Source organism: Neisseria sp. P0008.S002 (genome assembly GCF_051962805.1).
GTDB classification, from domain to species: Bacteria; Pseudomonadota; Gammaproteobacteria; order Burkholderiales; family Neisseriaceae; genus Neisseria; species Neisseria perflava.
In genome coordinates this window covers 61,650-85,178 of record NZ_JBQCUY010000008.1, presented here as the reverse complement: position 1 = coordinate 85,178, position 23,529 = coordinate 61,650, and the positions used below count along the sequence as shown (strand labels likewise).

Genomic DNA, 23,529 nt, shown 5'->3' with positions numbered 1-23,529 from the left:
GTCTGCACCTAGCAATCATAAATACCGCAATATGTATAAAATCAAAAACCAATAAGAGAAAAAATGAATAAACAACAACTTGCAGCCAAAATTTGGCAATCTGCGAATAAAATGCGTTCCAAAATTGAAGCGAACGAATACAAAGACTACATCTTAGGCTTTATTTTCTACAAATTTTTGTCCGACAAACTGGAGAAATTTGCCCTTGAACAAGGCTTAGAAAAATCAAATTTTGCCGATGAGCTTACCGAATCTAACGGGGTGCTTGTCAACCATATCAAAAGAAACCTCGGTTATTTCATCAGCTACGAACACCTATTCTCAACTTGGTTAGCCCAAGGCTCGGATTTCAATATTGCCCACGTTCGTACGGCAATGAGCGCTTTCAGTCGCAATATTGCCGACAATTACACCACTGTTTTTGACGGTATTTTCAAGACCTTAGAATCCGGTTTGAGCAAATTGGGCGATGGCGCCACCAACCAAACCAATGCAGTGAAAGACCTTTTTGTACTGATTGCCGATATTTCGATGGACGGTAAACAGGGCTATGACGTATTGGGCTTTATTTATGAATACCTGATTAGTATGTTTGCTGCCAACGCAGGCAAAAAAGCGGGCGAATTTTATACGCCGCACGAAGTATCTTTGCTGATGTCTGAAATCATTGCCGACCATCTCAAAGATCGTGAAGAAATCAGCATTTACGACCCGACCAGCGGCTCAGGTTCATTGCTGATCAACATCGGCCATAGCGTTGCCAAACATCTCAAAAGCGCCGACAGCATCAAATATTACGCCCAAGAATTAAAAGAAAACACTTACAACCTCACGCGCATGAATTTGGTCATGCGCGGCATTTTGCCGAGCAATATTTTCACCCGCAATGCCGATACATTAGAAGACGACTGGCCGCTGGAAGGCGAACCGCTGTATCTGGATGCCGTAGTGTCCAATCCACCCTATTCCCAGCCGTGGAATCCCAAAGACAAAGAAGGCGACATCCGCTACAAACGTTTTGGCGTCGCCCCGCAGGCAAAAGCCGATTTTGCCTTTCTATTGCACGACCTCTTCCATTTAAAGCCCGACGGCATCATGACCATCGTCTTGCCGCATGGCGTGCTTTTTAGGGGCGGAGAAGAAGAGAAAATCCGAAAAAATCTGATTGAATACAATCATATTGATGCCATTATCGGTCTGCCTGCCAATATCTTTTTCGGCACTGGCATTCCCACCATCATTATCGTTTTACGCCAAGAGCGCGAACGTAACGACGTATTGATGATTGACGCCTCCAAGCATTTCATCAAAGTAGGAAAAAACAACCATTTGCAAGCAAGCGACATCAAGCGCATTGTCGATTGCGTGACCCATCGTCGGGAATTACCTAAATTCTCCCGCATTGTGCCGAAAGCCGAAATTGTGGCAAACGGCTACAACCTCAATATTCCGCGCTACGTCGATTCTGCGGAGCCGGCGGAGCAATGGGATATCTTCGCCACCATACACGGCGGCATTCCCAAAGCCGAGCTGGCACAATTTGCAGACTATTGGGCAGCCTTTGACGGTTTACAGACGGCCTTGTTTACCGATAACGGCACACCTTATGTGCAGCCGAAAACCGACAATCTCAAAGCCGCCATGCAAAGCCACGCCAGCGTGCTGCATTACCAAGCGCAATTTGCAGAAAACTTTGCCGATTTCACTGCCAGCTTGGGAACCCTGCTGATTGAGCCGATGGAAACGCTCAACATCTCCCAAACCCAGCAGCAACTCGCCGAACTCATTCGGGAAAAAGTGCAGGCAATGCCCTTATTGGATTTTTATACCGCCTATCAAAAACTCGATGACCTATGGCGCGCCGATGTGGCAGGCATTGCCGCCGATTTGGAGATGATTCAAACCGAAGGCAAACAAGCAATTAAGCAGGTTGATCCATTTATGGTGTTGAAAAAAGACAGCAAAACCAAAAAAGAAGCCGAAGTACAAGACGGCTGGGTAGGGCATATTCTGCCATTTGAATTGGTGCAAGCCGTCAAATTACCGCAGGAATTGACAAACCTGAAAGCCAAAGAAAATCGCTTAGAGGAAATCACCGCCGAACTACAGAGTATTTTAGATGATTTGAGCGAAGAAGAAAAAAGTGGACCTTATGTCAATGACGATAATGATGCATTTATTGCTAAAGAAATTGCTGCTTATTTCAAAGTAATTTATGCAAGCGTTACAACAGAAGAAACAATCGCATTGGAAAATTACCTAGAATTATTGTCAAACAAGGCTAAAAAAGCTGAAAAATTAGTGTTTATTCAAGAAAATACGGTTGTAAATTGGGAAAATATTGAAGCTTCAAAAGATGGCACTTATGCAAAAGCGAAAGTGAATGCATATTTAAAATCTTTGCGTAGCGGTTATGAATTTGACGAAGATAGCTTAGAGAACAAACTATTAACAGTTCAAGCATTATTGGAGGAAGAAAAAGAAATAAAAGCCCAGATTAAAACCGACTCAGCGAACCTCCACAGCAAAACCAAAGCCACCATTGAAGCCCTGGATGATGCCGAGGCCCTCGATTTGCTCCGCCAAAAATGGTTTGTTCCGCTTAATGAGGCGATGTGCAGGCTGCCTGAAAACATGCTGGCGCAATTCAGCCAAAAACTGACCGCACTTTGCGACAAATATGCCGACACCTATCAGCACATCAGCGAGCGTAAACAGGAAAGCGCCGCCGCACTGGCGCAAATGATGGACGAACTCACCGGCAGCGAGTTTGATTTGCAGGGCATTGCCGCATGGCAGGAGATTTTGAAAGGCTAAGGGGGAAAAATGAATAAGCAACAAGAGCCACGTTTGCGGTTTCAGGGTTTTGCGGGGGCGTGGGAAGAGAAAAAAATCGGCGAGATATTGAGTGAAGTACGTCGTTCTATTTATTTAGAAGATAGCGAAAAATACCAGCTTGTTACCGTAAAACGCCGCAACGAAGGTGTCGTTTCTCGTGGATATTTATTGGGGAAAGATATTTTAGTTAAAAATTATAGCCAATTAAAAACGAACGATTATTTAATTTCCAAGCGTCAGATTATTCATGGTGCCAATGGCATTGTTCCTTCTGAGTTAGATAATGCCATTGTATCGAATGAATATTTGGTTGTTGTTAGTAATAACGATGTAAGAACAGAATTTCTTACACTTGTTTCTCGAACGCCAAGTATGTACCGCAAGTTTTTATTAAGCTCTTACGGTGTAGATATTGAAAAAATGGTTTTCAATGTTGAAGACTGGAAAAGCCGGGAAATCACTTTACCGTCTCTTCCCGAACAAACCCACCTCAGTTTGTTTTTCCGTCGCTTAGACAGCCAAATCGCCGAGAGCCGTGCGGTATTGGAAAAAAGCCGTCAGCTTAAAAAGGCAATGCTGGCAAAAATGTTCCCCGCAAACGGTGAAAAAATACCGAAAATCCGCTTTAAAGGGTTTGAGGGTGAGTGGGAATGTAGGAAATTCAGTGATATAGCTGAACTACGTAGAGGTTTAACATATTCACCATTAGATATTTCCCCAAATGGTATTCGTGTTTTGCGTTCCTCTAATATTGATGAAGAAAATTATATTGAAAAAAATGATGATGTTTTTGTATGCAAACGTGCGGTAAACATTCCCTTAGTTCAGAATGGAGATATTTTAATTACGGCAGCAAATGGTTCTTCTCGTTTAGTTGGTAAACACGCAATTATTAAAACATCTAGACCAGCCGTTCATGGTGGTTTTATGCTTTTAGCAAAAACAGAAAATCCTTATTTTTTAAATGCCTCAATAAGTTCTGCTTGGTACTTAGATTTCATTCGCATTTTCGTAGCAGGTGGGAATGGAGCAATTGGAAACTTAAGTATTGGCGATTTAAATGAACAAGAAATTCTAATTCCTAAAAATCCGGAAGAACAAACCGCCATCGGTACTTTCTTCCGCCAACTGGACGAAACCATTGCCTTACAGTCGGCAGAAGTCGAAAAATTAAACCAACTCAAAAAAGGGCTGTTGGCGGCGATGTTGGTATAGGGCGGTGTTCCTGCCCATGATTGAGGCCGTCTGAAAAATTGTAGTAGCGCCCTTACGGAGAAAAAGAATGTTTAATAAAGAAGCTGATTTTGAAAACGCACTGATTGCCTTGCTTGGCACCAAAAGCTGGGAAAAGGAAGTGTTGCGCTATCCTACCGAAGAAAAGTTGATTGCCAACTGGCAGGAGCATTTGAATAAAACCAACCAACATATCGACAAGCTCGATGTGCCGTTGATTCGCTCGGAAATGAACCAGATTTTGGAGCAGGTGCAGGCATTAAAAACGCCTTATGCGCTAAACGGCTTTATCAATGGCAAAACGGTGGCCATCAAGCGTGAAAATGAGGAAAGCCGTCATTTCGGCAAGGAAGTGTCGTTGGATATTTTCGACCGTGAGGAAATTTCTGCCGGCAAAAGCCGCTATCAAATTGCCCAACAACCTCGTTTTTCTCACCGCTCGGATTTATACCCTAAGCAGCGCGGCGATTTGATGCTGTTAATCAACGGCATGCCGATGTTCCATATTGAGCTGAAATGCTCTAGCGTGCCCATCAGCCAAGCGACCAAACAAATTGAGCGATACCATGAGACAGGCGCGTTTTCGGGCATTTTTAGTCTGGTGCAGGTGTTTGTGGCGATGACGCCGGAAGAATGCCGCTATTTTGCCAATACCGGCGGTCCACTAAATCCTGCGTTTTACTTCCGTTGGGCGGATTTCAATAATGTGTATATGAACGATTGGGATAAGGTAGCGACGCATTTCCTCTCGATTCCGATGGCGCACCAGTTTATCGGCGATTACACCATTGCCGATGCGAAAGACGAGCAGCTGAAAGTGTTGCGCAGCTATCAGTATTATGCGGTCAACAAGATTGCTGACACGGTGGCAAAGACAGATTGGACTTCGGGCAATCAGCGCGGCGGCTATATTTGGCATACCACAGGATCGGGCAAAACGATGTCGAGTTTTAAATCGGCGCAGTTAATCAGCCGCCGCAAAGATGCGGATAAGGTGATTTTCTTGCTCGACCGTATTGAGTTGGGCAAGCAATCGCTGGAGGAATATCAGAATTTTGCCGATAGTAAAGATGATGTGCAGGCAACGGAAAACACCGCCATTTTGCTCGCCAAGCTGAAAAGCAAACAAGACCGCGACCGCTTAATCGTTACCTCCATTCAAAAAATGAGTAATATCAAGGCGTAAGAAGGGGTAAATGAGGCTGATATCGAGCAAATCAGTGGTAAACGTTTGGTGTTTATCATTGATGAAGCCCACCGCACTACTTTTGGCGATATGTTGCTCACCATTAAGCATACCTTCCCCAATGCACTTTTCTTTGGCTTTACCGGCACGCCGATTGAAGAAGAAAACGCTAAGAAAAATTCAACCACTGCCACGGTTTTCGGTAATGAATTGCACCGCTATTCCATTGCAGACGGCATTCGTGATGAAAATGTGCTGGGCTTTCACCCCTTCCATATCCGTACCTTTAAAGACAGCGATTTACGCAGAACTGTCGCTTTGCAAGAAGCCAAAGCAACAGATGAAAGCGAAGTATTTGCCGATGACCAAAAGAAAAAAATCTACAATCAATTTATGAATGATGTGCCGATGGCGGGAGAATATACTTCAGACGGCAAATATCAAAAAGGCATTGAAGATTATATACCCAATGTGCAATATCAAACGCCGGAACATGTGAATGCAGTGATCGACGACATGCTGGATAATTGGCCACGCCTCAGCCAAGGCAAAAAATATCATGCCATTTTTGCCACCAGCTCTATTCCCGAAGCGGTCAATTATTACCGCCTAATTAAAGCCAGAATTGCTGAGAAAATCAGAATTGCTGAGGAAGTCGGAAATTCTGAGGAAGCTAAAAATTCCTTGCCGAAACTGACCGCCCTTTTCGATCCGAATATACTTAACGATGGGCAAGGCAACGACAAGGAAATATGGATTGCCGAAATTTTGGAAGATTACAACGCCCAGTTCGGCACAAGCTTCGGCTATGCCACTTATTCCCGATTTAAAACGGATTTGTCGGATAGGTTGTCGCATATCAATGCGTATAAGAGAATCAAGCCCGACGAGCAGCTGGATTTGTTGATTGTGGTCGATCAGATGCTGACAGGCTTTGACAGCAAATGGCTCAATACGCTCTATCTAGACAAAATTTTGGATTACGCCAACTTGATTCAGGCGTTTTCCCGCACTAACCGCGTATGCGACAAAACCGATAAGCCTTTTGGTTTAATCCGCTATTACCGCAAGCCGCATACGATGCAACGCAATATTGAGCGAGCCGTAAAACTTTATTCGGGCGACCGTCCTATGGGGCTGTTTGTCGATAATTTAGATAAGGTTATCGACAAAATGAATGTCTGTTTTTCCGATATTGCCGATATTTTCAAATGGGCAGGATTAGAGGATTTTTCAAAAAACCCTGATGATACAACCTCATGCGCAAAGTTTGTCAAACTATTCAATCAGCTCAATGAGCACTTACAAGCTGCTCGGCTCTTGGGTTTTTCTTGGGGAAAATCAAGCTATGACGTGGTACAGGAAGACGACAGCGTGATCACTGCCACACTCAATTTCGATCAAGAGACCTACGATAAACTGCTGGCTCGTTATAAAGATTTGTTTAAAGAAAGTTCAGGCAATGGTGGCGGTAGCGATGATGTGCCGTTTGATTTGCGTTCGCACATCAACGAAATCGAAACCGATAAAATTGATCAAAATTATATGAATGCCCGTTTTGAAAAATGGCTTAAAACCATCGGCGGCATAGAAGAAGCTGCTGCACTTGAGGAGCTACACCACTCTTTTGCTACGCTTTCTAAAGAAGATCAAAAATTTGCTGAGTTGTTTTTACACGATGTGCAATCCGGCGATATCAAGCTTGATCCAAATTTAGCATTAAGTGATTACATCACCACGTATAAACAAAACGATGCCAATGATAAGGTGCTAAAGATAATTAAAGATTTAGGGCTAGATGGAGATTTACTACGTACACTGTTGACAAGAAAATATACCAGCGAAAATTTGGACTTAGGCAGACTAAATGACCTAAAAGAAACAGTCGATAGGGAAAAAGCCAAAGTTTATTTTAACGAAGAACGTATATTTTATTTAAATATACGGATTGATGAATTTCTAAGGGAACTAATTACAAGATAGTTATTACCTATTGAAAGATATTAAATAATCATCAAGTTAGCATATCTCTACCTAAACATTAGTCCCCTTACTGACCCAACTACAAAGGCTGGGCCAAATCGTTTTCCGTGTTGTAGCTGATAAAATCCTGCTCATAAGGGAAATGGACAACCCGCGCGCGCTGTTGTTGCAGCCAGCCGCGGATGCTGCGCATTCCTGAATAAAGGTATGGCACGGTGCTTTGCAGAATTTGCGGACGGATGAACATCACACTGTAATGCGGTCTGGCAGAGGTCTCCACATAGAATGCATTACACAATGGCGTGCGCCGCGCGATGGTTTCAAATTGGGACACCAAATTTTCCGGCATCCGCGGCATATCGCAAGATACGATGAGCAGCCAATCGGCAGTAGCAATTTGTAAATCGTTGGCGGCGGTACACAAGGCGGCCAAAGGGCCGTAATGTTGCCATTGGCGCGCATCGGAGAAAACGTGCGCGCTGCGTTGGGCGTAGGATTCGAGATTGCGGTTGGCACTGATGGCGATATGGCTGACTTGCGGGCGGATTTTTTCGATAACGTGATCTATCAAGGCTTTGTTGTGCCACTGCACCAACCCTTTATCGACACCTCCCATCCGGCTTCCCTGCCCGCCGGCCAATATCAGTGCAAAAATTTTCATTTTGGTAGTCCTTTGCAAAGCAGAGTGCGTAAGTGTTATTCGAGATGTTGTATTTATGGAATAAGTTTTAAGGCTTCAGGCCGTCTAAAACCTGATTTTGTGATTTAATTCACTTAAGATGAATTTTATCATAACATGATTTTACATTAAACCCCTGTTTTTTCTTATCATAACCATACAATTATTTTAGACAGGTTGTTTATAGGCCGAAAGAATGATATTTTTATAAGATTATCGGATTAGTCTTCCTGCGTGCTTTATGCGTTTATTCTCCGGATCTTCAGACGGCCTGAGCCTGTCCTCGCGTTTAAAACTGCTGACTGTGTTATGGGTCGGCTCGGCTTTTTTGTCGATTGCCTTTACCCTGCTGCTTTCTTGGCGTTTGGAAAGCGCGGCCAAAACGATTGAAGATGCGGGCAGCTTGAAAATGCAGGTGTATCGCTTGGCTTATATGGCAAGCGTCCGTACGCCCAATGCTCAAATTGACAACCAAATCAAAGAATTTGAACGTACGCTGGCCAATGTAACGCAAAGCGATGCCATTCATCCGCTGATTCCGTCACAAATGCCGCTGGCTTACGATTTGATCCAATCGATGCTGTTAATTGATTGGGAATCCAACATCAAGCCTTCTTTGCAACATTACGAGCGGCCGACCCAAATCGGCTTATACCGTTTTGCCGGCAATATCGAGCTGTTTTTACAGGCGATGGAAAACGCCAACGAGCAAAATACTTTGTGGCTGCGCCGTTTTCAAATGGCGATGATGTTGATGATTTTAGTGGCTGCCGGCTTGATGATTGTTTGGCATTATTCGTGGATCATCCGGCCGCTGGAAAAATTGCGCGACGGGGTAGAAACCATCAGCGAAGGTCGTTTCGGGGTACAAATCGATACAGACCAAATTCGTGAATTCTCCCAAGTCAGCAAGGGCTTCAACCAAATGAGCCGCCGTCTGAAAACGCTTTATACGGATTTAGAAGGACAGGTTGCCCAACAAACCCAAGACTTGGCCCGGCAAAACCGTGACTTGACCCTGCTCTACCAGACTACGCGCAACCTGCACCAAACCTTTACGCCGCAACAGGCCGCAGAAGAATTTTTGGCTCAGATTCTGCCGGCGTTTTCCGCTTTGGGCGGTACGGTATATCTTTCCGATGAGGAACGGAAACGTTCTGATTTGGCGGCAAGCGTCGGTGAAACCGAAGAAGGAAATCGTGTAGAATTTCCGATCGTTTATCAAGACGAACAACTCGGCGTACTGACCCTATATTTTTCAGACGGCCATATGCCTGATGAGCAAGACGAAAAACTGCTGCATACCTTAAGCGGACAGCTGGGCATTTCCATCGCCAGCAACCGCATGGAACAAGAGCGCCGCCTGCTTGCAGTTTTACAGGAGCGTAACTTGATTGCGCAAGGTTTGCATGACAGCATCGCGCAAGCTTTGACCTTTTTGAATTTGCAGGTACAAATGCTGGAAAGCGCGTTTGCTTCAGACCAACGCGAGCAGGCCGAAGAAAATATCGGCTTCATCAAAGACGGCGTGCAGGAATGCTACGAAGACGTCCGCGAACTTTTGATGAATTTCCGCACCAAAATCAGTAATAAAGATTTTCCCGAAGCGGTAGAATCGCTGCTGGCGCGTTTTGAACGGCAAACTGGTATCCCGGTTGATTTAAAATGGCAGGACGACGGACAGGCATTAAATTATGATGAACACTTGCAAATCATCTTCATCTTGCAGGAAAGCCTGTCCAATATCCGGAAACACGCGCGTGCGCAACATGTCAGCGTCGAAATTGCCAACCACGGCGATTTTGTCATGACGATTCGGGACGACGGCGCAGGCTTTAATAAAGAACATCTATCAAACCGGCCTTCAGGCGAACATGTCGGCTTGGGCATTATGCAGGAACGGGCCCAACGGATTAACGCAGAATTGGCCATTACATCGCAGATTGGGCAAGGTACGGCGGTTATGCTGACTTTGCCGCAACAAATGAGAACAGCATCATGACGATTAAAATTACCCTTATTGACGACCACACCCTATTTCGCAGCGGCATCAAAGCCCTGCTCTCCCGCCAGCCCGATTTTGAAGTCGTCGGCGAAGCTTCAGACGGCCTGGCCGGCGTAAAAATGGTCGAACAGCTTAAGCCTGACGTAGTTTTGTTGGACTTGGATATGCCGGTCATGAACGGCCGCGAAGCACTGGCTCAAATTTTGAGCATCAATCCTCAACTGACCGTCATCATGCTGACCGTTTCCGAAGACAGCGACGACTTGACCGAATGTATGCGTATGGGTGCAAAAGGCTTTTTGCTGAAAAACATCAACGCCGACTTCCTCTTGGAAAGCATTCGCAAAGCCGTCGATGGCGACAATGTCTTCTCTCCAGAAATGACCAGCCGCTTGGTGCAATCGCTGATTTCCCCTTCTCCTTCACGCTCCGACCACCTGCTGGCGCAGCTGACCCCGCGCGAAATGGAAATCTTGGGCTACCTTGCCGCCGGACACAGCAATAAAATCATTGCCCGCCATTTAAACTTGGCTGAGTCAACCGTCAAAGTGCATGTGCAGAACCTATTGCGCAAGCTGAATCTAAGCAGCCGCGTCCAAGCTGCGGTTTATGCGGTGCAACACAAAGTACCGCAACCGGTATTGTCTTAAAAAGGCCGTCTGAAACCTTCTTTTTAAAAGGTTTCAGGAAAAGCGTTTATTCGCTATAATCACGCCGATTTATATGCAGGGTTGTCTGATTTTTTCAGACGGCCTTTTTATTTGATTTCTCACTGATTTAAAACAACATGTCCGAAAACATTCCAGAAAATACACCCGAAAATACCGTTCCTGAAGAACACAAACGCAGCATCCGCAGTTTCGTCTTGCGTCAAGGCCATATGACCGCTGCCCAACAGCGCGCCATCGATACAATGTGGCCGCAATTTGGTGTGGACTTCCAAGAAGCTCCTTTGGATTTGAACCGCGCATTCGGCCGGGATAATCCTAAAGTTTTGGAAATCGGTTTCGGTATGGGCGTCGCGACAGTGGAAATCGCCAAACGTCTGCCCGATACCGACTTTTTAGCAATTGATGTTCACGGCCCGGGCGTCGGCAATATCTTGAAGCTGATTGAGGAAGAACACATTTCCAATATCCGCGTAATGCGTCATGATGCGGTGGAAGTAGTGGAAAAGATGCTGGAAGACGGTTCTTTAGACGGCATTCATATTTTCTTCCCTGACCCTTGGCACAAAAAACGTCACAATAAACGCCGCTTGGTACAAGTGCCGTTTGTTGAAAAGCTGCTGCCCAAACTCAAAAGCGGCGGCTATGTCCATATGGCGACCGACTGGGAAGAATACGCCGTGCAAATGCTGGAGGTTTTGAGCAGTTTCGACGCTTTGCAAAACACGGCTGCCGATTACGCCCCTACGCCCGATTATCGTCCTGAAACCAAATTTGAAGCCCGAGGCAAACGATTGGGTCATGGCGTTTGGGACTTGGTGTTCCGTAAAAAATAAAGCCGAACATAAAACACAAGGCCGTCTGAAATTTTTCAGACGGCCTTTTATCTTACTGATTAAGCCAAGAAAAGTTTATAAGCCGGATTATCGGTTTCTTCTTTATAAACATAACCCAAGCTCTCCAAGAAGTCGGCAAAGGCTTCATTGTCGCTTTCAGGTACATCGATACCGACCAAAATACGGCCGTAGTCCGCACCATGATTGCGATAATGGAACAAAGTAATATTCCATTCGGCGCGCATATGGTTCAAGAAGCGGGACAATGCGCCGGGACGCTCCGGAAATTCAAAGCTGACCAAGCGTTCGCTGGATACTTTTTCCGTACGTCCGCCGACCATGTAACGGATATGGATTTTGGCGATTTCGTCATTGGTCAGATCGACATTGGGCAAACCTGCGTCAGCCAGTTGTTTGCTGATGACGGCCAAGTCTTGCGCACCGGCGGTTTGCAAGCCGACAAAAATATGCGCATTTTTATCGCTGCCGTAGCGATAGTTGAACTCAGTAATGTTCCGGCTTCCCAGCAAATTGATAAACTTCAGGAAGCTGCCCTTTTCTTCGGGAATGGTAACGGCGAAAATACCTTCGTTGCCCTCGCCCAGCTCACTGCGCTCCGAAACGTGGCGTAAGCGGTGGAAGTTCATATTGGCGCCACTGGTGACGGCAACCAAATTTTGACCTTGGATATTGTTTTTCGCAACGTAAGCCTTCAGGCCGGCAAGAGCCAATGCGCCCGCAGGCTCAGTAATGCTACGCGTATCGTCAAAAATATCTTTAATCGCGCCGCACAACATATCCGTATTGACCGTAATAATTTCGTCCAACAGCTCTTTACACAGGCGGAAGGTTTCCTCGCCCACCACTTTAACCGCCGTGCCGTCTGAAAACAGGCCGACATCTTTCAAATGTACGATTTTCCCTGCCTCAACCGATTGCTTCATACAGCAAGAATCATCAGTTTGCACGCCAATCACTTTAATTTCAGGACAAACTTGTTTGATAAACGCCGCTACGCCTGCTGCCAAGCCGCCTCCACCAATCGGAACAAAAATCGCATTGATATTGCGGTGTTGACGGAGGATTTCCATGCCGATGGTTCCCTGGCCGGCAATCACATCCGGATCATCAAAAGGCGCAATATAAGTCAGCTTTTCCTTTTCGGCCAACTCCATCGCATAATCATAGGCATCATTGTAAGACACGCCTTTCAATACCACTTCGCCGCCACGGCTCTTTACCGCGTCAATTTTGATTTTAGGCGTTGTTTCCGGCATCACGATGACGGCGCGGCAACCCAAATACTGCGCCGATAAAGCCACACCCTGCGCATGGTTGCCCGCGCTGGCAGCAATCACGCCGCAATCCAAAGCTTCTTTCGGCAGCTTCGCCATTTTGTTGTACGCACCGCGGATTTTGAACGAAAACACCGGCTGCAAATCTTCACGTTTGAGCAAAACCTGATTGTTCAGACGGCCTGACAGACTGCGTGCCAAATCCAAAGGCGTTTCTACGGCTACATCATAAACGGAAGCGGTCAAAATACGGGTCAGATAATCGGAAAGAGGAAGAGGATGGTTCATGGTATTCAGTGTTCGAAAATAAATTGTCATTCGGCCGAATCGGCCTGAGGAAAAAGTTAAAACCATACCCCTGAGGCCGTCTGAAGGCAAGAAAAATCTTAGCAAAGCCTGAATGAAACGGTATAATGTCCGCTTACTATCTATTTAGTATGCCAAACTGTTTACTCGATAACAGTATCCACCCATATTCAAATTTACAAACAATGATGAAAAAAACGCTACTTAGCTTAATTTTTGCTGCCCTCCTGAATACCCACGCCCTTGCCGCCGACCCGGTTGCCTCCGCACCTGCCGTACAAGGCGAGGCACAGCCGCAGCCATTGTTGCACAGCATCAACAGTCCGACAACGCCTCCGGAAATCGCGGCAACCGCCTACATCGTTACCGACCTGCACAGCAAGCAAACCTTGGCATCCAACAATGCCGACGCGCCTATCGAACCTGCCGCGTTGACGCAAATGATGACTGCCTACCTTGCCTTTAAAGCATTAGAAAACGGTACACTTGAAGCAAGCCAAATGCTGACCGTTTCCAATGCCGCATGGAAAGTCGAAGGTTCGCGTATGTTCCTCGACCCAAAAGTGCCTGTCAGCGTCAGCTCCTTAATTAAGGGGACAACCATCCAATCGGCCAACGATGCCGCCATCACCCTTGCAGAAGCCATCGGTAACGGCTCTATCGATGAATTCGTCAAACAAATGAATGAAGAAGCCAAACGCTTGGGCATGAAGCACACCCACTTCAACAACCCGACCGGCATTTCTTCTAACGGCCATGTTTCAACCGTTGGCGACTTGGCCATTTTGGCAGCCGCGCTGATCAACGACTATCCGAAATACTATCCTTTGTTTGCAAATAAATCTTTCAAATACAATAATATCGAGCAGCCCAACCGCAATCTTCTGCTCTATCGCGACAGCAGTATCGACGGTTTGAAAACCGGCTATTCTGAAGGCGCAGGCTATCATCTTGCTGCTTCCAGCAAACGTAACAACCGCCGTATTGTTTCCATCCTTGCCGGTGCCGAATCCACCGAAGCGCGCGCAAGCGAAAGCAGCAAACTGCTCAACTGGTCATTGCAGGCATTTGATACGCCTAAACTTTACAACGGCGGAGAAGTGATTTCCCAAGTCAAAGTTTACAAAGGCAGCACCAAAGCCGTAGACATCGGTTTCTTGGACGATGTTTACATTACCATTCCCCACGATACCGGCAAAAACGTCAAACCAATCTTAGAAACGCTTCAGCCCGTCCTCGCCCCGATTGAAAAAGGTCAAGTATTGGGCAAACTGAAAGTCATGAAAGACGGCAAAATCATTGCCGAAAAAGACGTCGTCGCCCTAACCGGCGTGGAAGAAGGCAGCTGGTTGCGCCGTATGTGGGACGCGATTGTGTTGTGGTTTAAAGGTTTATTCAGTTAAACAATCAACCATAACAAAATAAGCCACAAAAAGGCCGTCTGAAACCTGTTTGCCAGATTTCAGACGGCCTTTATTCAGCCTAAAAGACAGCTAATTAGATAATTCCAGCGTTGGCGGTAGATGCTGTGTCATCGTGAACATCAACCGTATCGACAGACGAGTAGCTCATGCGGTCAGTATGCGTATTGACGTCTGACAAATTACTGATATTGTCATTACCTGACAACCTACCCATCAACTCTTGCAGGCTCAATGTGCCTTCATCGAAACGGAAGGTATCAATCACGGCATTGTTAGTGTTACCGGAAACGAATTGGTCATTGATGGTAATGCTGTCCCCTTCTGATCCCTTAACGGTAATTTTCCAATCGATATTGCCTCGAACATCAGTGATGGCATCAATATGCAGGTCATTAACAGAGATATTTTGGCCAAATTGCAGTGCATTATGTTCGCCCACATTATCGGTAATCGTATCCTTACCTTCTCCAAGGCTGAAAACATAAGTATCGGCACCCTTACCGCCTACCAAGTAATCGGTTCCTTGTCCGCCAAATAAAACATCGTTGCCATCGCCGCCATTCAAACGGTCATTGCCACTTTCACCCCATAAAGTATCGTTGCCGTTACCTCCATGTATAGAATCATTACCCATACCGCCATTGAGACGATCGTTTCCATCATAGCCAAAAATAATGTCATTACCTGAATCACCGTTAATCGTATCATTGCCCAAACCGCCTCTGATACGGTCATTGCCATCGCCGCCGCTGACAAGAGCATGGCTGCTGTCTGTAATTGTGATGATATTATCAGCACCTAAATGATTCGCAGCTTGGGTAAGACTGTGATCATCTATTTCCGCTACATTTTTTGCAGAAGTATTTTCTGCTACCGAAAGGCTATGATTATTTTCGATGGTTAATGTAGTCTCGTTTACAGGCTCCGGAATATTGCCTTCTTTAGGATTACGGGTTTTGGTAATCTCTTGGTCGGAAAGATTATTCACAATAGTGTTATTTTCAATTTTGATATTGTTGAGTTCTCCCAAAATATCTTTTTCGGGAGTAGCATAATCCCTGCCTTCTTCCAAATCGATAGAACCTTTAACACGACCATATGTGTCGGCATTAGTCCCGTTGTTTACCAGTAAGTTATCGTGAACGGAAATACCCGTATCATTGAAATCAAAATTATGGCTGTTTTTGAATACAGTGTTTAAGCGTACGCCACCCCAATTGGCATTATCTTTGATAAGGTTATTGGCTACTTCATGACCTTTGCCGCCAAAGATACCAATACCTGCCGCACGCCAGCCTAATTCAACGGTATTGTTTAAAAAGTGGTTATTTTCAGCAACATGGGCATTGGTATTCTCATGATGACTTGACCATGTTGCTAAGCCATCATCACCATTGCCGCGGATATTGGAATTGATAACGGTAGAATTACTGGTACCTTGCGCAAAGTTAACGCCGTCTGCAAAGTTGTTGCGAATAATGGCATTGGAGATAGTCAAACCATCAGTGTAATTTAAAGGTTTGTTTTTAGAATAATCCCCAATCCATACACCTACTTCAAAATGTTCAATTTTGATATCGTGAATAGAAGAGCCAGTACCTAAAGTGCCGGATATCCCTTTATAATTGGCTTTCTCATCATGTCTTGAATTTAGATTTGAATCCATAGAGAGATTGCCCAAATCTATATCTTTACTACCGGGTTCAAAAGTAATACCACCGCCACCGCTCGCATAACCCTTATCATCGTATTTAGCAGCTTCTGTATTCAAAAAATGTAACTTAGTGTGCCATTGCCCTGCACCGGTAATCTTAATACCATCAGGAACATAAAGAGAAATCGGTCGTGAAAAATCAAATTGACCTTCAGGAATGTAAACAGATTTTTTAGACGCTTTGGCAGATTCAATCGCAGCCATAAATGCTTGGTAATCATCCGAGCCGTCATTGGCAATTGCGCCGAAATCAGTAATGCTGACACTGTTTTCAGGCTGTCTAATGGCATCCGATGCCTTTTCCAAATCAATCAAGTCAATGCCTACGGGCGTGCTGTCGAGATTAGTGATGGTAACTGTATCTCCTTTATTGATATGGGCATCTTTAAATAATTGGCTGACTTCGTCAAATTGGAAGCGGGCAAGCCTATCTGCCGCAGGCGTATCATGAACTTTAATATCGTCATTCGGATGATATGTATAGTTATCCAAATATTGCCAGTTAGATTTGGAAGACAAATCCAAAGTACCGATCACTGTATTATTGACTTTGACTTCAACTTTACCGCTTTCACCGTCAGGAACGGTATAACGGATGGTTACGGCATTGGCATCTGCTTGTGCAATAAATGACACAGATGCATTAGTAGGCAAATCAACATATGCCTGACCGCTTGCTTCACGGGCAGTTGCGCGTTCTGCCTCTGAAGAAGAGGCATTTTTAACAACGCCGTTTTTCAGTTCACTTTGTTCTGCCTCATAAGTCGTATAGCCAAGTTTGGCACCATATTGAGAGGCATTGGGTACTGCTGTTTTAATGTTTACCATTTAATATATTCCTTCAAAAATATCGTAATATTGAATTATTCTTTTGTAAAAGGCTTTTATTAGTCATAATTTTGGCATAAAAGTTCAATATACTATTGTTTAATTTTGAAAAGAAAATGCCGTCTGAAAATATAGAAATTTTCAGACGGCATCTCAATGCCTTATTAGATTGTTGGTAAAGATTTAAACAAAACCTTTTTTCTCCAGATAGCTTTCGTAATCGCCCAAGTAGTGTTCATATCCGCCTTTGCCATCCAATTCGATGATTTGGGTAGCCAATGAAGATACAAACTGACGGTCGTGCGAGACAAAAATCAGCGTGCCGTTGTATTTTTCCAGCGCCATGTTCAAGGATTCGATGCTTTCCATATCCATGTGGTTGGTCGGTTCGTCCATAACCAAGACATTGGGTTTCAACAGCAACAGTTTGCCGTAAAGCATACGGCCTTTTTCACCACCGGAGAGAACCTTCACTTTTTTCACGACATCGTTGCTGCCGAAAAGCAAGCGGCCCAAAGTTCCGCGGATGATTTGTTCGTCATCGCCTTCCTGGCCCCATTGGCGCATCCATTCAGTCAAATCCATATCAACGTCGAAGTCGTTTTCATGGTCTTGCGGATAGTAACCGACACTGGCTTTTTCCGCCCATTTGATGGTGCCTTCGTCCGGCAACAGGTCGTCTGAATATTCGGGGTTGTATGCACCTGCCAAGAGTTTCAGCAAGGTAGATTTACCCGCGCCGTTCGGGCCGATGATGGCAAGGCGTTGGCCTGCTTCAAGGATGAAGTTCAGGTTTTTAAACAACTGGGTTTCAAAGCGTTTGGCCAGTTTTTCAACTTCCACAGCCTGACGGTGCAACTTGGCTTTTTCGTCGGCTTCAAAACGGATATATGGGTTTTGACGGGTAGAAGGTTTGACTTCGACCATTTCCGATTTGATTTTGTCTGCCTGTTTCAGACGGCTGGTTGCCTGACGGGCTTTGGATTTGTTGGCAGAGAAGCGTGCGACAAACTCTTGCAGCTCTTGCAGCTTCTCTTTGGCTTTGGCGTTGTCTTTCAGGGCGCGCTCACGCGACTGGGCAGAAGCGAGCATATAGTCGTCGTAGTTGCCCGGATAGATGGTGATGGTGTTGTAGTCCAAATCCGCCATGTGTGTGCAGACTTCGTTCAAAAAGTGACGGTCGTGCGAGATGATGATCATGGTGGAGTCGTATTGGTTCAACACGCCTTCCAACCAGCGGATGGTATTAATGTCCAAGTTATTGGTCGGTTCGTCCAAAAGCAATACATCTGGCTTGGAGAACAGGGCTTGCGCCAGCAATACGCGCAGCTTGAAGCCCGGGGCGACTTCTGCCATGGTCGCATTGTGCAAATCTTCGGAAATGCCCACGCCGCTCAACAATTCGGCAGCGCGTGCTTCGGCAGTGTAGCCGTCGTATTCGGCAAACTTAGCTTCCAGTTCGGCGGCTTTCATGTAGTCGTCTTCGGTAGCTTCGGGGTTGGCGTAAATCGCATCACGCTCGGTCATCGCCGCCCACATTTCGGTATGGCCCATCATCACTACGTCCAGCACGCGCATGTCTTCGTAGGCAAACTGGTCTTGGCGCAATTTACCCAAACGCACGCCGTTTTCAATCGCTACTTCGCCGGCAGTCTGTTCCAAATCGCCGCCGAGGATTTTCATGAAGGTGGACTTGCCTGAGCCGTTGGCGCCGATCAAGCCGTAACGGTTGCCTTCGCCAAATTTGACGGATACGTTTTCAAACAGCGGCTTTGCGCCGAACTGCATGGTGATGCCGTTGGTAGAAATCATTATTCGTAAAACCTTTATAAATAGAATGTTATAATCGGACGCGATTGTAGCATATTTTTGCAAAGACCTCAGGATTGAGGCCATAGCAAGTGTGCCCAATGCCTATGCAAGATAAAAACAGACAGCGCTTCACGCAAAAATGCGTTGTAGGCAGCATTTCAGGCCGTCTGAAACGGAGAAACAATATGGAAACGCACAAAATCTATTACGCCGTGATTATTTTGGTATGCGCCGCTTCCATGCTGCTCAGCCCGTTTTTCTATATCCGCCGCACACGATCTGGCGCTGAATTACGACGTGCGCCCAGACAGTGGAAGCCCATCCTCTTCGCCAACATCATCATGATTGCGGCTTTGCTTGTTTGGTGGAAATGGTTTTAAGGAAAAATAAAAATGAACAAAATTTGGATCAGTACATTACTACTCACTTTGACAACTGCAATTTCCGCCGCGCCTATTTTTGAATGTACCGATTCTGCCGGCCGCAAAGTCTATACCCAAGCCGGCGGCAAAAACTGCAAAGCCAGCAATATCGGCAAACCGTCCGTCTATACTTCTGCGCCTGTTTCAACACCGGCAACGCCAATTTCCCCAAGCAAAACCGAGCAAGCGGAAGAAGCTGTCGCCCCGGTCAATCCGGCTGACGTCGGCGCAGCCAAGCGTGCTTTGGATACCGCCAAGAAAAACTTGGAAGAAGGCAAAAAAGTGCGTTATGGCAATGAACGCAACTATGCCCGCTATCTCGAACGGATCAAGGGTTTGGAAAAAGCCGTCCGCTCGGCTCAGGAAAACTATGACGCGGCGCAACACCAGCCTGCATCTCAAGATCCTGTTGCCTATTGATCCTTACCACACCAGCAAGGCCGTCTGAAATTTGGTTTTCAGACGGCCTTTTCATGTCTTCAATATAACAAAATCGTCTTTATACCAAACAAAGCATTCTTTCCAGTTTTCAGACTGCCTTGTTAAAGTAAGCGTGTATTAAATTCTGACGGTTGCCATTATGTTGTTACTCAAAACGCCTTCTGTATTGCCGGGTTTCAAGCTCAGTTTGGGTTTGACGGTTTTATGCCTGTCGCTTTTGGTGGTTTTGCCGTTTGCGATGATGGCGGCCAAAGCAGCAGAAATCGGCTGGAGCGGATTTTGGAACACGATTACCGAACCCAATGTCTTGGCGGCCGTCTGGCTGAGCTTGCGGATGTCGTTTTATGCGATGTTAACCAATATCGTGTTCGGCACGTTGGTCGCCTGGGTATTGGTGCGCTATGAATTTCCGGGCAAAGGGTTGGTAAACGCTTTGGTCGATTTGCCGTTTGCGCTGCCGACAGCGGTAACAGGCATTGCGTTGGCAACCCTGTATGCGCCCAATGGCTGGATAGGCCGTTTTTTCGAGCCTTTGGGTATCAAAATCGCCTTTACGCCCATCGGTATTTGGATTGCGCTGATTGTCGTCAGCCTGCCCTTTATCGTCCGCGCCGTACAACCGGTATTGGAAGAATTGTCGGGCGAGTATGAAGAAGCAGCGGCAACTTTGGGCGCAAGCCGTTGGACTACGTTCCGCCGTGTTCTCTTGCCTGAAATCACACCGGCCTTGTTGACCGGTGCAGGCATGATGTTTGCCCGCTCTACCGGCGAATACGGCTCGGTCATTTTCATCGCGGGCAATATTCCGATGGTGTCTGAAATCCTGCCCTTGATTATTACCGGCAAACTGGAGCAATACGATGCTCAGGGCGCGTCTGCCGTTGCTCTGTTTATGCTGATGATTTCGTTTGTCATCCTGCTGATTTTAAACATTATGCAATGGACTTTGAGCCGCCGTGCCGGAGCGAAGGTTTAACAAACAATAGGCCGTCTGAAACATCAAGCAAACATTTTTTAGACGGCCTAAACGGATACAAGAATAAATAGAGACTTCACTAACATGAAAACCCATTCTACCAATCCAAACCTGAGCGAACCGCGTTGGCTGCGCGTATTGCTGACTGCTACCGCCTTGGGCTTTCTGCTGCTGATGCTGGTCGTGCCTTTGGTTGCCGTATTCTACGAGGCCTTAAAAGGCGGTTGGGATTTATACCTGCAATCCTTGACCGATCCCGAAGCATGGTCTGCCATCAAATTAACCCTGATTACCGCTCTGATTGTTGTTCCTATCAATGCCGTATTGGGTGTGGCGATGGCGTGGCTGTTGACCCGTTTCGACTTTCGCGGCAAGCAGTTGCTGACCACCCTGCTCGATTTGCCGTTTTCCGTATCGCCCGTGGTGGCCGGTTTGATGTTCGTCTTATTGTTCGGCACGCATACGGCATTGGGCGGCTGGCTTGAAGCGCAAGGCATACAGATTATCTTCGCCATCCCCGGCATTATTTTGGCGACGCTGTTCGTTACCTTCCCCTTTGTCGCGCGCGAAATCATTCCTTTAATGCAGGCGCAGGGCGACAGCGAAGAACAGGCCGCGCTAATACTCGGCGCAAGCGGCTGGCAGATGTTTTGGCGCGTTACCCTACCCAACATCAAATGGGCGCTGCTCTACGGCATCATCCTCACCAACGCCCGCGCGATGGGCGAATTCGGCGCGGTCAGCGTGGTATCGGGACACATCCGCGGCGAAACCAACACCATCCCGCTTTTGGTTGAAATCTTCTACAACGAATACAACTTCACCGGCGCATTCGCCCTCTCCGGCGTATTGGCACTTTTAGCCTTGGCCACATTGCTGGTGCAAAACATCATCACAAAATTACAAGACAAAAAACTCGCCGCCGCTGAAAGGAACGCAGCATGAGCATTACTATTCAAAATCTAAACAAACACTTCGGAGCGTTCCACGCGCTGAAAAACATCAACCTCAACGTCCCCACCGGCAAACTCGTTTCCCTGCTCGGCCCATCCGGCTGCGGCAAAACCACGCTCCTGCGCATTATCGCCGGACTGGAAAACGCCGATGGCGGCCAAATTCTCTTTGACGGCCAAGACGTAACCGCCAAGCATGTGCGCGAGCGCAAAGTCGGCTTCGTATTCCAACACTACGCCCTCTTCCGCCACATGAACGTGTTTGACAACGTCGCCTTCGGTTTGACCGTATTGCCCAAGTCCGAACGCCCGTCCAAAGAACAAATCCGCGCCAAAGTCGAAGAATTGCTCAAACTCGTGCAGCTTTCCCAACTCGCCAAATCCTATCCGCACCAGCTCTCCGGCGGCCAACGCCAACGCATCGCCCTCGCCCGCGCCCTCGCCGTCGAACCCAAACTTCTGCTCTTGGACGAACCCTTCGGCGCGCTGGATGCCAAAGTGCGCAAAGAATTGCGCACCTGGCTGCGCGACATCCATCACAACCTAGGCGTAACCAGCATTCTGGTGACGCACGACCAAGAAGAAGCCCTTGAAGTTTCCGACGAAATCGTCGTCATGAACCACGGCAAAATCGAGCAAACCGGCAGTGCCGAAGCCATTTACCGCAAACCTGAAAACGCCTTCGTTACCGAATTTCTCGGCGAAACCGACGCCTTCGAAGGCAGAATCGAAAAAGGCATCTGGCATTACAACGGCTTCGCGTGGAAATTGGACACGCACTACAAATGGCAGGAACAAACCGCTATCGGCTACATCCGTCCGCACGAATGGCAGCTTGCCGCCGAAAACGAAACCCCGATGATCCGCGCCAAAATCGAAAAAATCCACGCCGTCGGCGCATTGACGCATATTGTGGTAAAACACGACAAACAAGACGTGCATATCACGCTGGCAGGCAGCGATGCCGCGCGTTACCAAATCGCCGAAGGCAAAGAATTGAGGCTGATTCCGAAACAGGTTTATGTCTTTTCTCAAAACGAGCTGATTGAATATTCGATTTGAGACTAAAGCATAAGGCCGTCTGAAAATCTGCTTTCAGACGGCCTTTCATCTTATTTAAACCTGCCAATCAATCGGCTCTAAACCATGTGCCTGCAAATAAGCGTTTGCCTGCGAAAAATGTTTGCAGCCAAAAAAGCCGCGATATGCCGATAAAGGCGAAGGGTGCGGCGCGGTCAGCACCAAATGGCGATTGCGGTCGATAAACGCGCCTTTCTTCTGCGCATGGCTGCCCCACAGCATAAAGACTAAATGCTCGCGTTCCTTATCCAATTGTCGGATGACTTCATCGGTAAACGCCTCCCAGCCAAAAGTCGCATGGGAATGCGCTGAACCGGCACGGACAGTCAATACCGTGTTCAACAGCAACACGCCCTGTTCCGCCCAATGCTGCAAATAGCCGTGTTGCGGAATCTGAAAACCCTCAATATCCGTCGCCAACTCTTTATAAATATTGACCAGCGACGGCGGCACCGCAATTTCAGGCTGGACGGAAAACGCCAAACCATGCGCCTGACCCGCACCGTGATACGGGTCTTGCCCTAAAATCACTACCTTTACATTTCCGAATTCAGTCGTCCGAAAGGCATTGAATACATCGCGCTCGGGCGGATAAACGGTTATCCCCGCCTGCCTTTCATGGCGCACCTTCTCCAAAATCGTTTGAAAATACGCCTTTTCTTTTTCCGCACCAATTGCCTCGTGCCAAGTCTGCATTATTTGCCGCTCCGTATTTGAATGGGCTTATTATAAAGGATATGCCGCATAACGATATGGTTTGTTGTCGCCGCAGGACTGAAGATTATCGACAGCAACAAACCTAAAGCGTCATAATAGCGTTCTGACTCAGGCCGTCTGAAAACCCAATACG

Annotated in this window: 17 protein-coding genes and 1 pseudogene; 13 read left to right on the top strand and 5 right to left on the bottom strand. The window is 46.7% G+C overall.

Translation table 11 applies throughout. The annotated features are described in order from the left end of the window. Positions 1–63 precede the first annotated feature (63 nt). The 4 genes and pseudogenes from ACTHSA_RS09510 (at position 64) to ACTHSA_RS09495 (ending at position 7,240) form a co-directional block, all read left to right on the top strand. Positions 64–2,817 carry a type I restriction-modification system subunit M gene (locus ACTHSA_RS09510; protein ID WP_440367104.1) on the top strand — a complete coding sequence of 918 codons (2,754 nt, stop codon included), beginning with the start codon at positions 64–66 and terminating at the stop codon, positions 2,815–2,817. 9 nt (positions 2,818–2,826) lie between these two features. After that, complete coding sequence (locus ACTHSA_RS09505; RefSeq protein ID WP_070625290.1) at positions 2,827–4,053, top strand: restriction endonuclease subunit S; 1,227 nt, start codon at positions 2,827–2,829, stop codon at positions 4,051–4,053. Between the two features lie 67 nt (positions 4,054–4,120). Beyond that, positions 4,121–5,509 (top strand): annotated as a pseudogene (locus ACTHSA_RS09500) (DEAD/DEAH box helicase family protein); the annotation flags it as partial. A gap of 141 nt (positions 5,510–5,650) precedes the next feature. After that, entirely contained in the window at positions 5,651–7,240 is a 1,590-nt protein-coding gene (locus tag ACTHSA_RS09495) for a type I restriction endonuclease subunit R, EcoR124 family (RefSeq protein WP_440378876.1), read from the top strand. 79 nt (positions 7,241–7,319) lie between these two features. On the opposite strand, the gene mobA is transcribed toward ACTHSA_RS09495, so the two are convergent. Continuing rightward, positions 7,320–7,901 (bottom strand): molybdenum cofactor guanylyltransferase MobA, encoded by a 582-nt coding sequence (gene mobA / locus ACTHSA_RS09490; protein ID WP_070625295.1) that lies wholly within the window; start codon positions 7,899–7,901, stop codon positions 7,320–7,322. Between the two features lie 259 nt (positions 7,902–8,160). Between mobA and ACTHSA_RS09485 the strand changes: the two genes are divergently transcribed. The 3 genes from ACTHSA_RS09485 to trmB all read left to right on the top strand — a co-directional run bounded on the left by ACTHSA_RS09485 (position 8,161) and on the right by trmB (position 11,428). Next, the gene (locus tag ACTHSA_RS09485) at positions 8,161–9,921 is read left to right on the top strand and encodes a histidine kinase (protein WP_004520570.1); all 1,761 of its coding nucleotides are present in this window, start codon (positions 8,161–8,163) and stop codon (positions 9,919–9,921) included. Beyond that, entirely contained in the window at positions 9,918–10,574 is a 657-nt protein-coding gene (locus tag ACTHSA_RS09480; RefSeq protein ID WP_004520571.1) for a response regulator, read from the top strand. The genes ACTHSA_RS09485 and ACTHSA_RS09480 overlap by 4 nt, the downstream gene beginning before the upstream one ends. A 137-nt stretch (positions 10,575–10,711) precedes the next feature. Next, positions 10,712–11,428, top strand: a complete 717-nt coding sequence (trmB, locus tag ACTHSA_RS09475; protein ID WP_039862398.1) for a tRNA (guanosine(46)-N7)-methyltransferase TrmB — start codon at positions 10,712–10,714, stop codon at positions 11,426–11,428. A gap of 59 nt (positions 11,429–11,487) precedes the next feature. Here trmB and ilvA read toward each other — a convergent pair whose 3' ends face one another. Continuing rightward, on the bottom strand, positions 11,488–13,011 hold the full coding sequence (gene ilvA / locus ACTHSA_RS09470; protein ID WP_004520573.1) for a threonine ammonia-lyase, biosynthetic: 1,524 nt from the start codon (positions 13,009–13,011) through the stop codon (positions 11,488–11,490). 203 nt (positions 13,012–13,214) lie between these two features. Between ilvA and ACTHSA_RS09465 the strand changes: the two genes are divergently transcribed. After that, positions 13,215–14,432, top strand: coding sequence for a D-alanyl-D-alanine carboxypeptidase family protein (locus tag ACTHSA_RS09465; protein WP_004520574.1), 1,218 nt, complete (start codon positions 13,215–13,217; stop codon positions 14,430–14,432). Between the two features lie 94 nt (positions 14,433–14,526). On the opposite strand, the gene ACTHSA_RS09460 is transcribed toward ACTHSA_RS09465, so the two are convergent. Both ACTHSA_RS09460 and ACTHSA_RS09455 read right to left on the bottom strand, forming a co-directional pair. Continuing rightward, on the bottom strand, positions 14,527–16,995 hold the full coding sequence (locus tag ACTHSA_RS09460) for a calcium-binding protein (RefSeq protein ID WP_070625297.1): 2,469 nt from the start codon (positions 16,993–16,995) through the stop codon (positions 14,527–14,529). A gap of 183 nt (positions 16,996–17,178) precedes the next feature. Beyond that, complete coding sequence (locus tag ACTHSA_RS09455) at positions 17,179–18,807, bottom strand: ABC-F family ATPase (protein WP_070625299.1); 1,629 nt, start codon at positions 18,805–18,807, stop codon at positions 17,179–17,181. Positions 18,808–18,992: 185 nt separating this feature from the next. Between ACTHSA_RS09455 and ACTHSA_RS09450 the strand changes: the two genes are divergently transcribed. The 5 genes from ACTHSA_RS09450 (at position 18,993) to ACTHSA_RS09430 (ending at position 22,661) form a co-directional block, all read left to right on the top strand. Beyond that, complete coding sequence (locus ACTHSA_RS09450) at positions 18,993–19,187, top strand: hypothetical protein (RefSeq protein ID WP_049336152.1); 195 nt, start codon at positions 18,993–18,995, stop codon at positions 19,185–19,187. A gap of 12 nt (positions 19,188–19,199) precedes the next feature. Next, positions 19,200–19,649, top strand: a complete 450-nt coding sequence (locus ACTHSA_RS09445) for a DUF4124 domain-containing protein (RefSeq protein ID WP_049336110.1) — start codon at positions 19,200–19,202, stop codon at positions 19,647–19,649. A 160-nt stretch (positions 19,650–19,809) separates the two neighbouring features. Next, complete coding sequence (cysT, locus tag ACTHSA_RS09440) at positions 19,810–20,646, top strand: sulfate ABC transporter permease subunit CysT (protein WP_003683475.1); 837 nt, start codon at positions 19,810–19,812, stop codon at positions 20,644–20,646. Positions 20,647–20,730: 84 nt separating this feature from the next. Beyond that, on the top strand, positions 20,731–21,591 hold the full coding sequence (gene cysW, locus ACTHSA_RS09435; protein ID WP_049336112.1) for a sulfate ABC transporter permease subunit CysW: 861 nt from the start codon (positions 20,731–20,733) through the stop codon (positions 21,589–21,591). Continuing rightward, positions 21,588–22,661 (top strand): sulfate/molybdate ABC transporter ATP-binding protein, encoded by a 1,074-nt coding sequence (locus ACTHSA_RS09430; protein ID WP_049336114.1) that lies wholly within the window; start codon positions 21,588–21,590, stop codon positions 22,659–22,661. Before cysW ends, ACTHSA_RS09430 begins: the two co-directional genes overlap by 4 nt. Positions 22,662–22,715: 54 nt before the next feature. Here the strand turns inward: ACTHSA_RS09430 and ung are convergent, their stop codons facing one another. Further along, a complete protein-coding gene (gene ung, locus ACTHSA_RS09425; RefSeq protein WP_049336116.1) occupies positions 22,716–23,375 on the bottom strand; it encodes a uracil-DNA glycosylase in 660 nt (219 codons plus the stop codon). Positions 23,376–23,529: the final 154 nt, after the last annotated feature.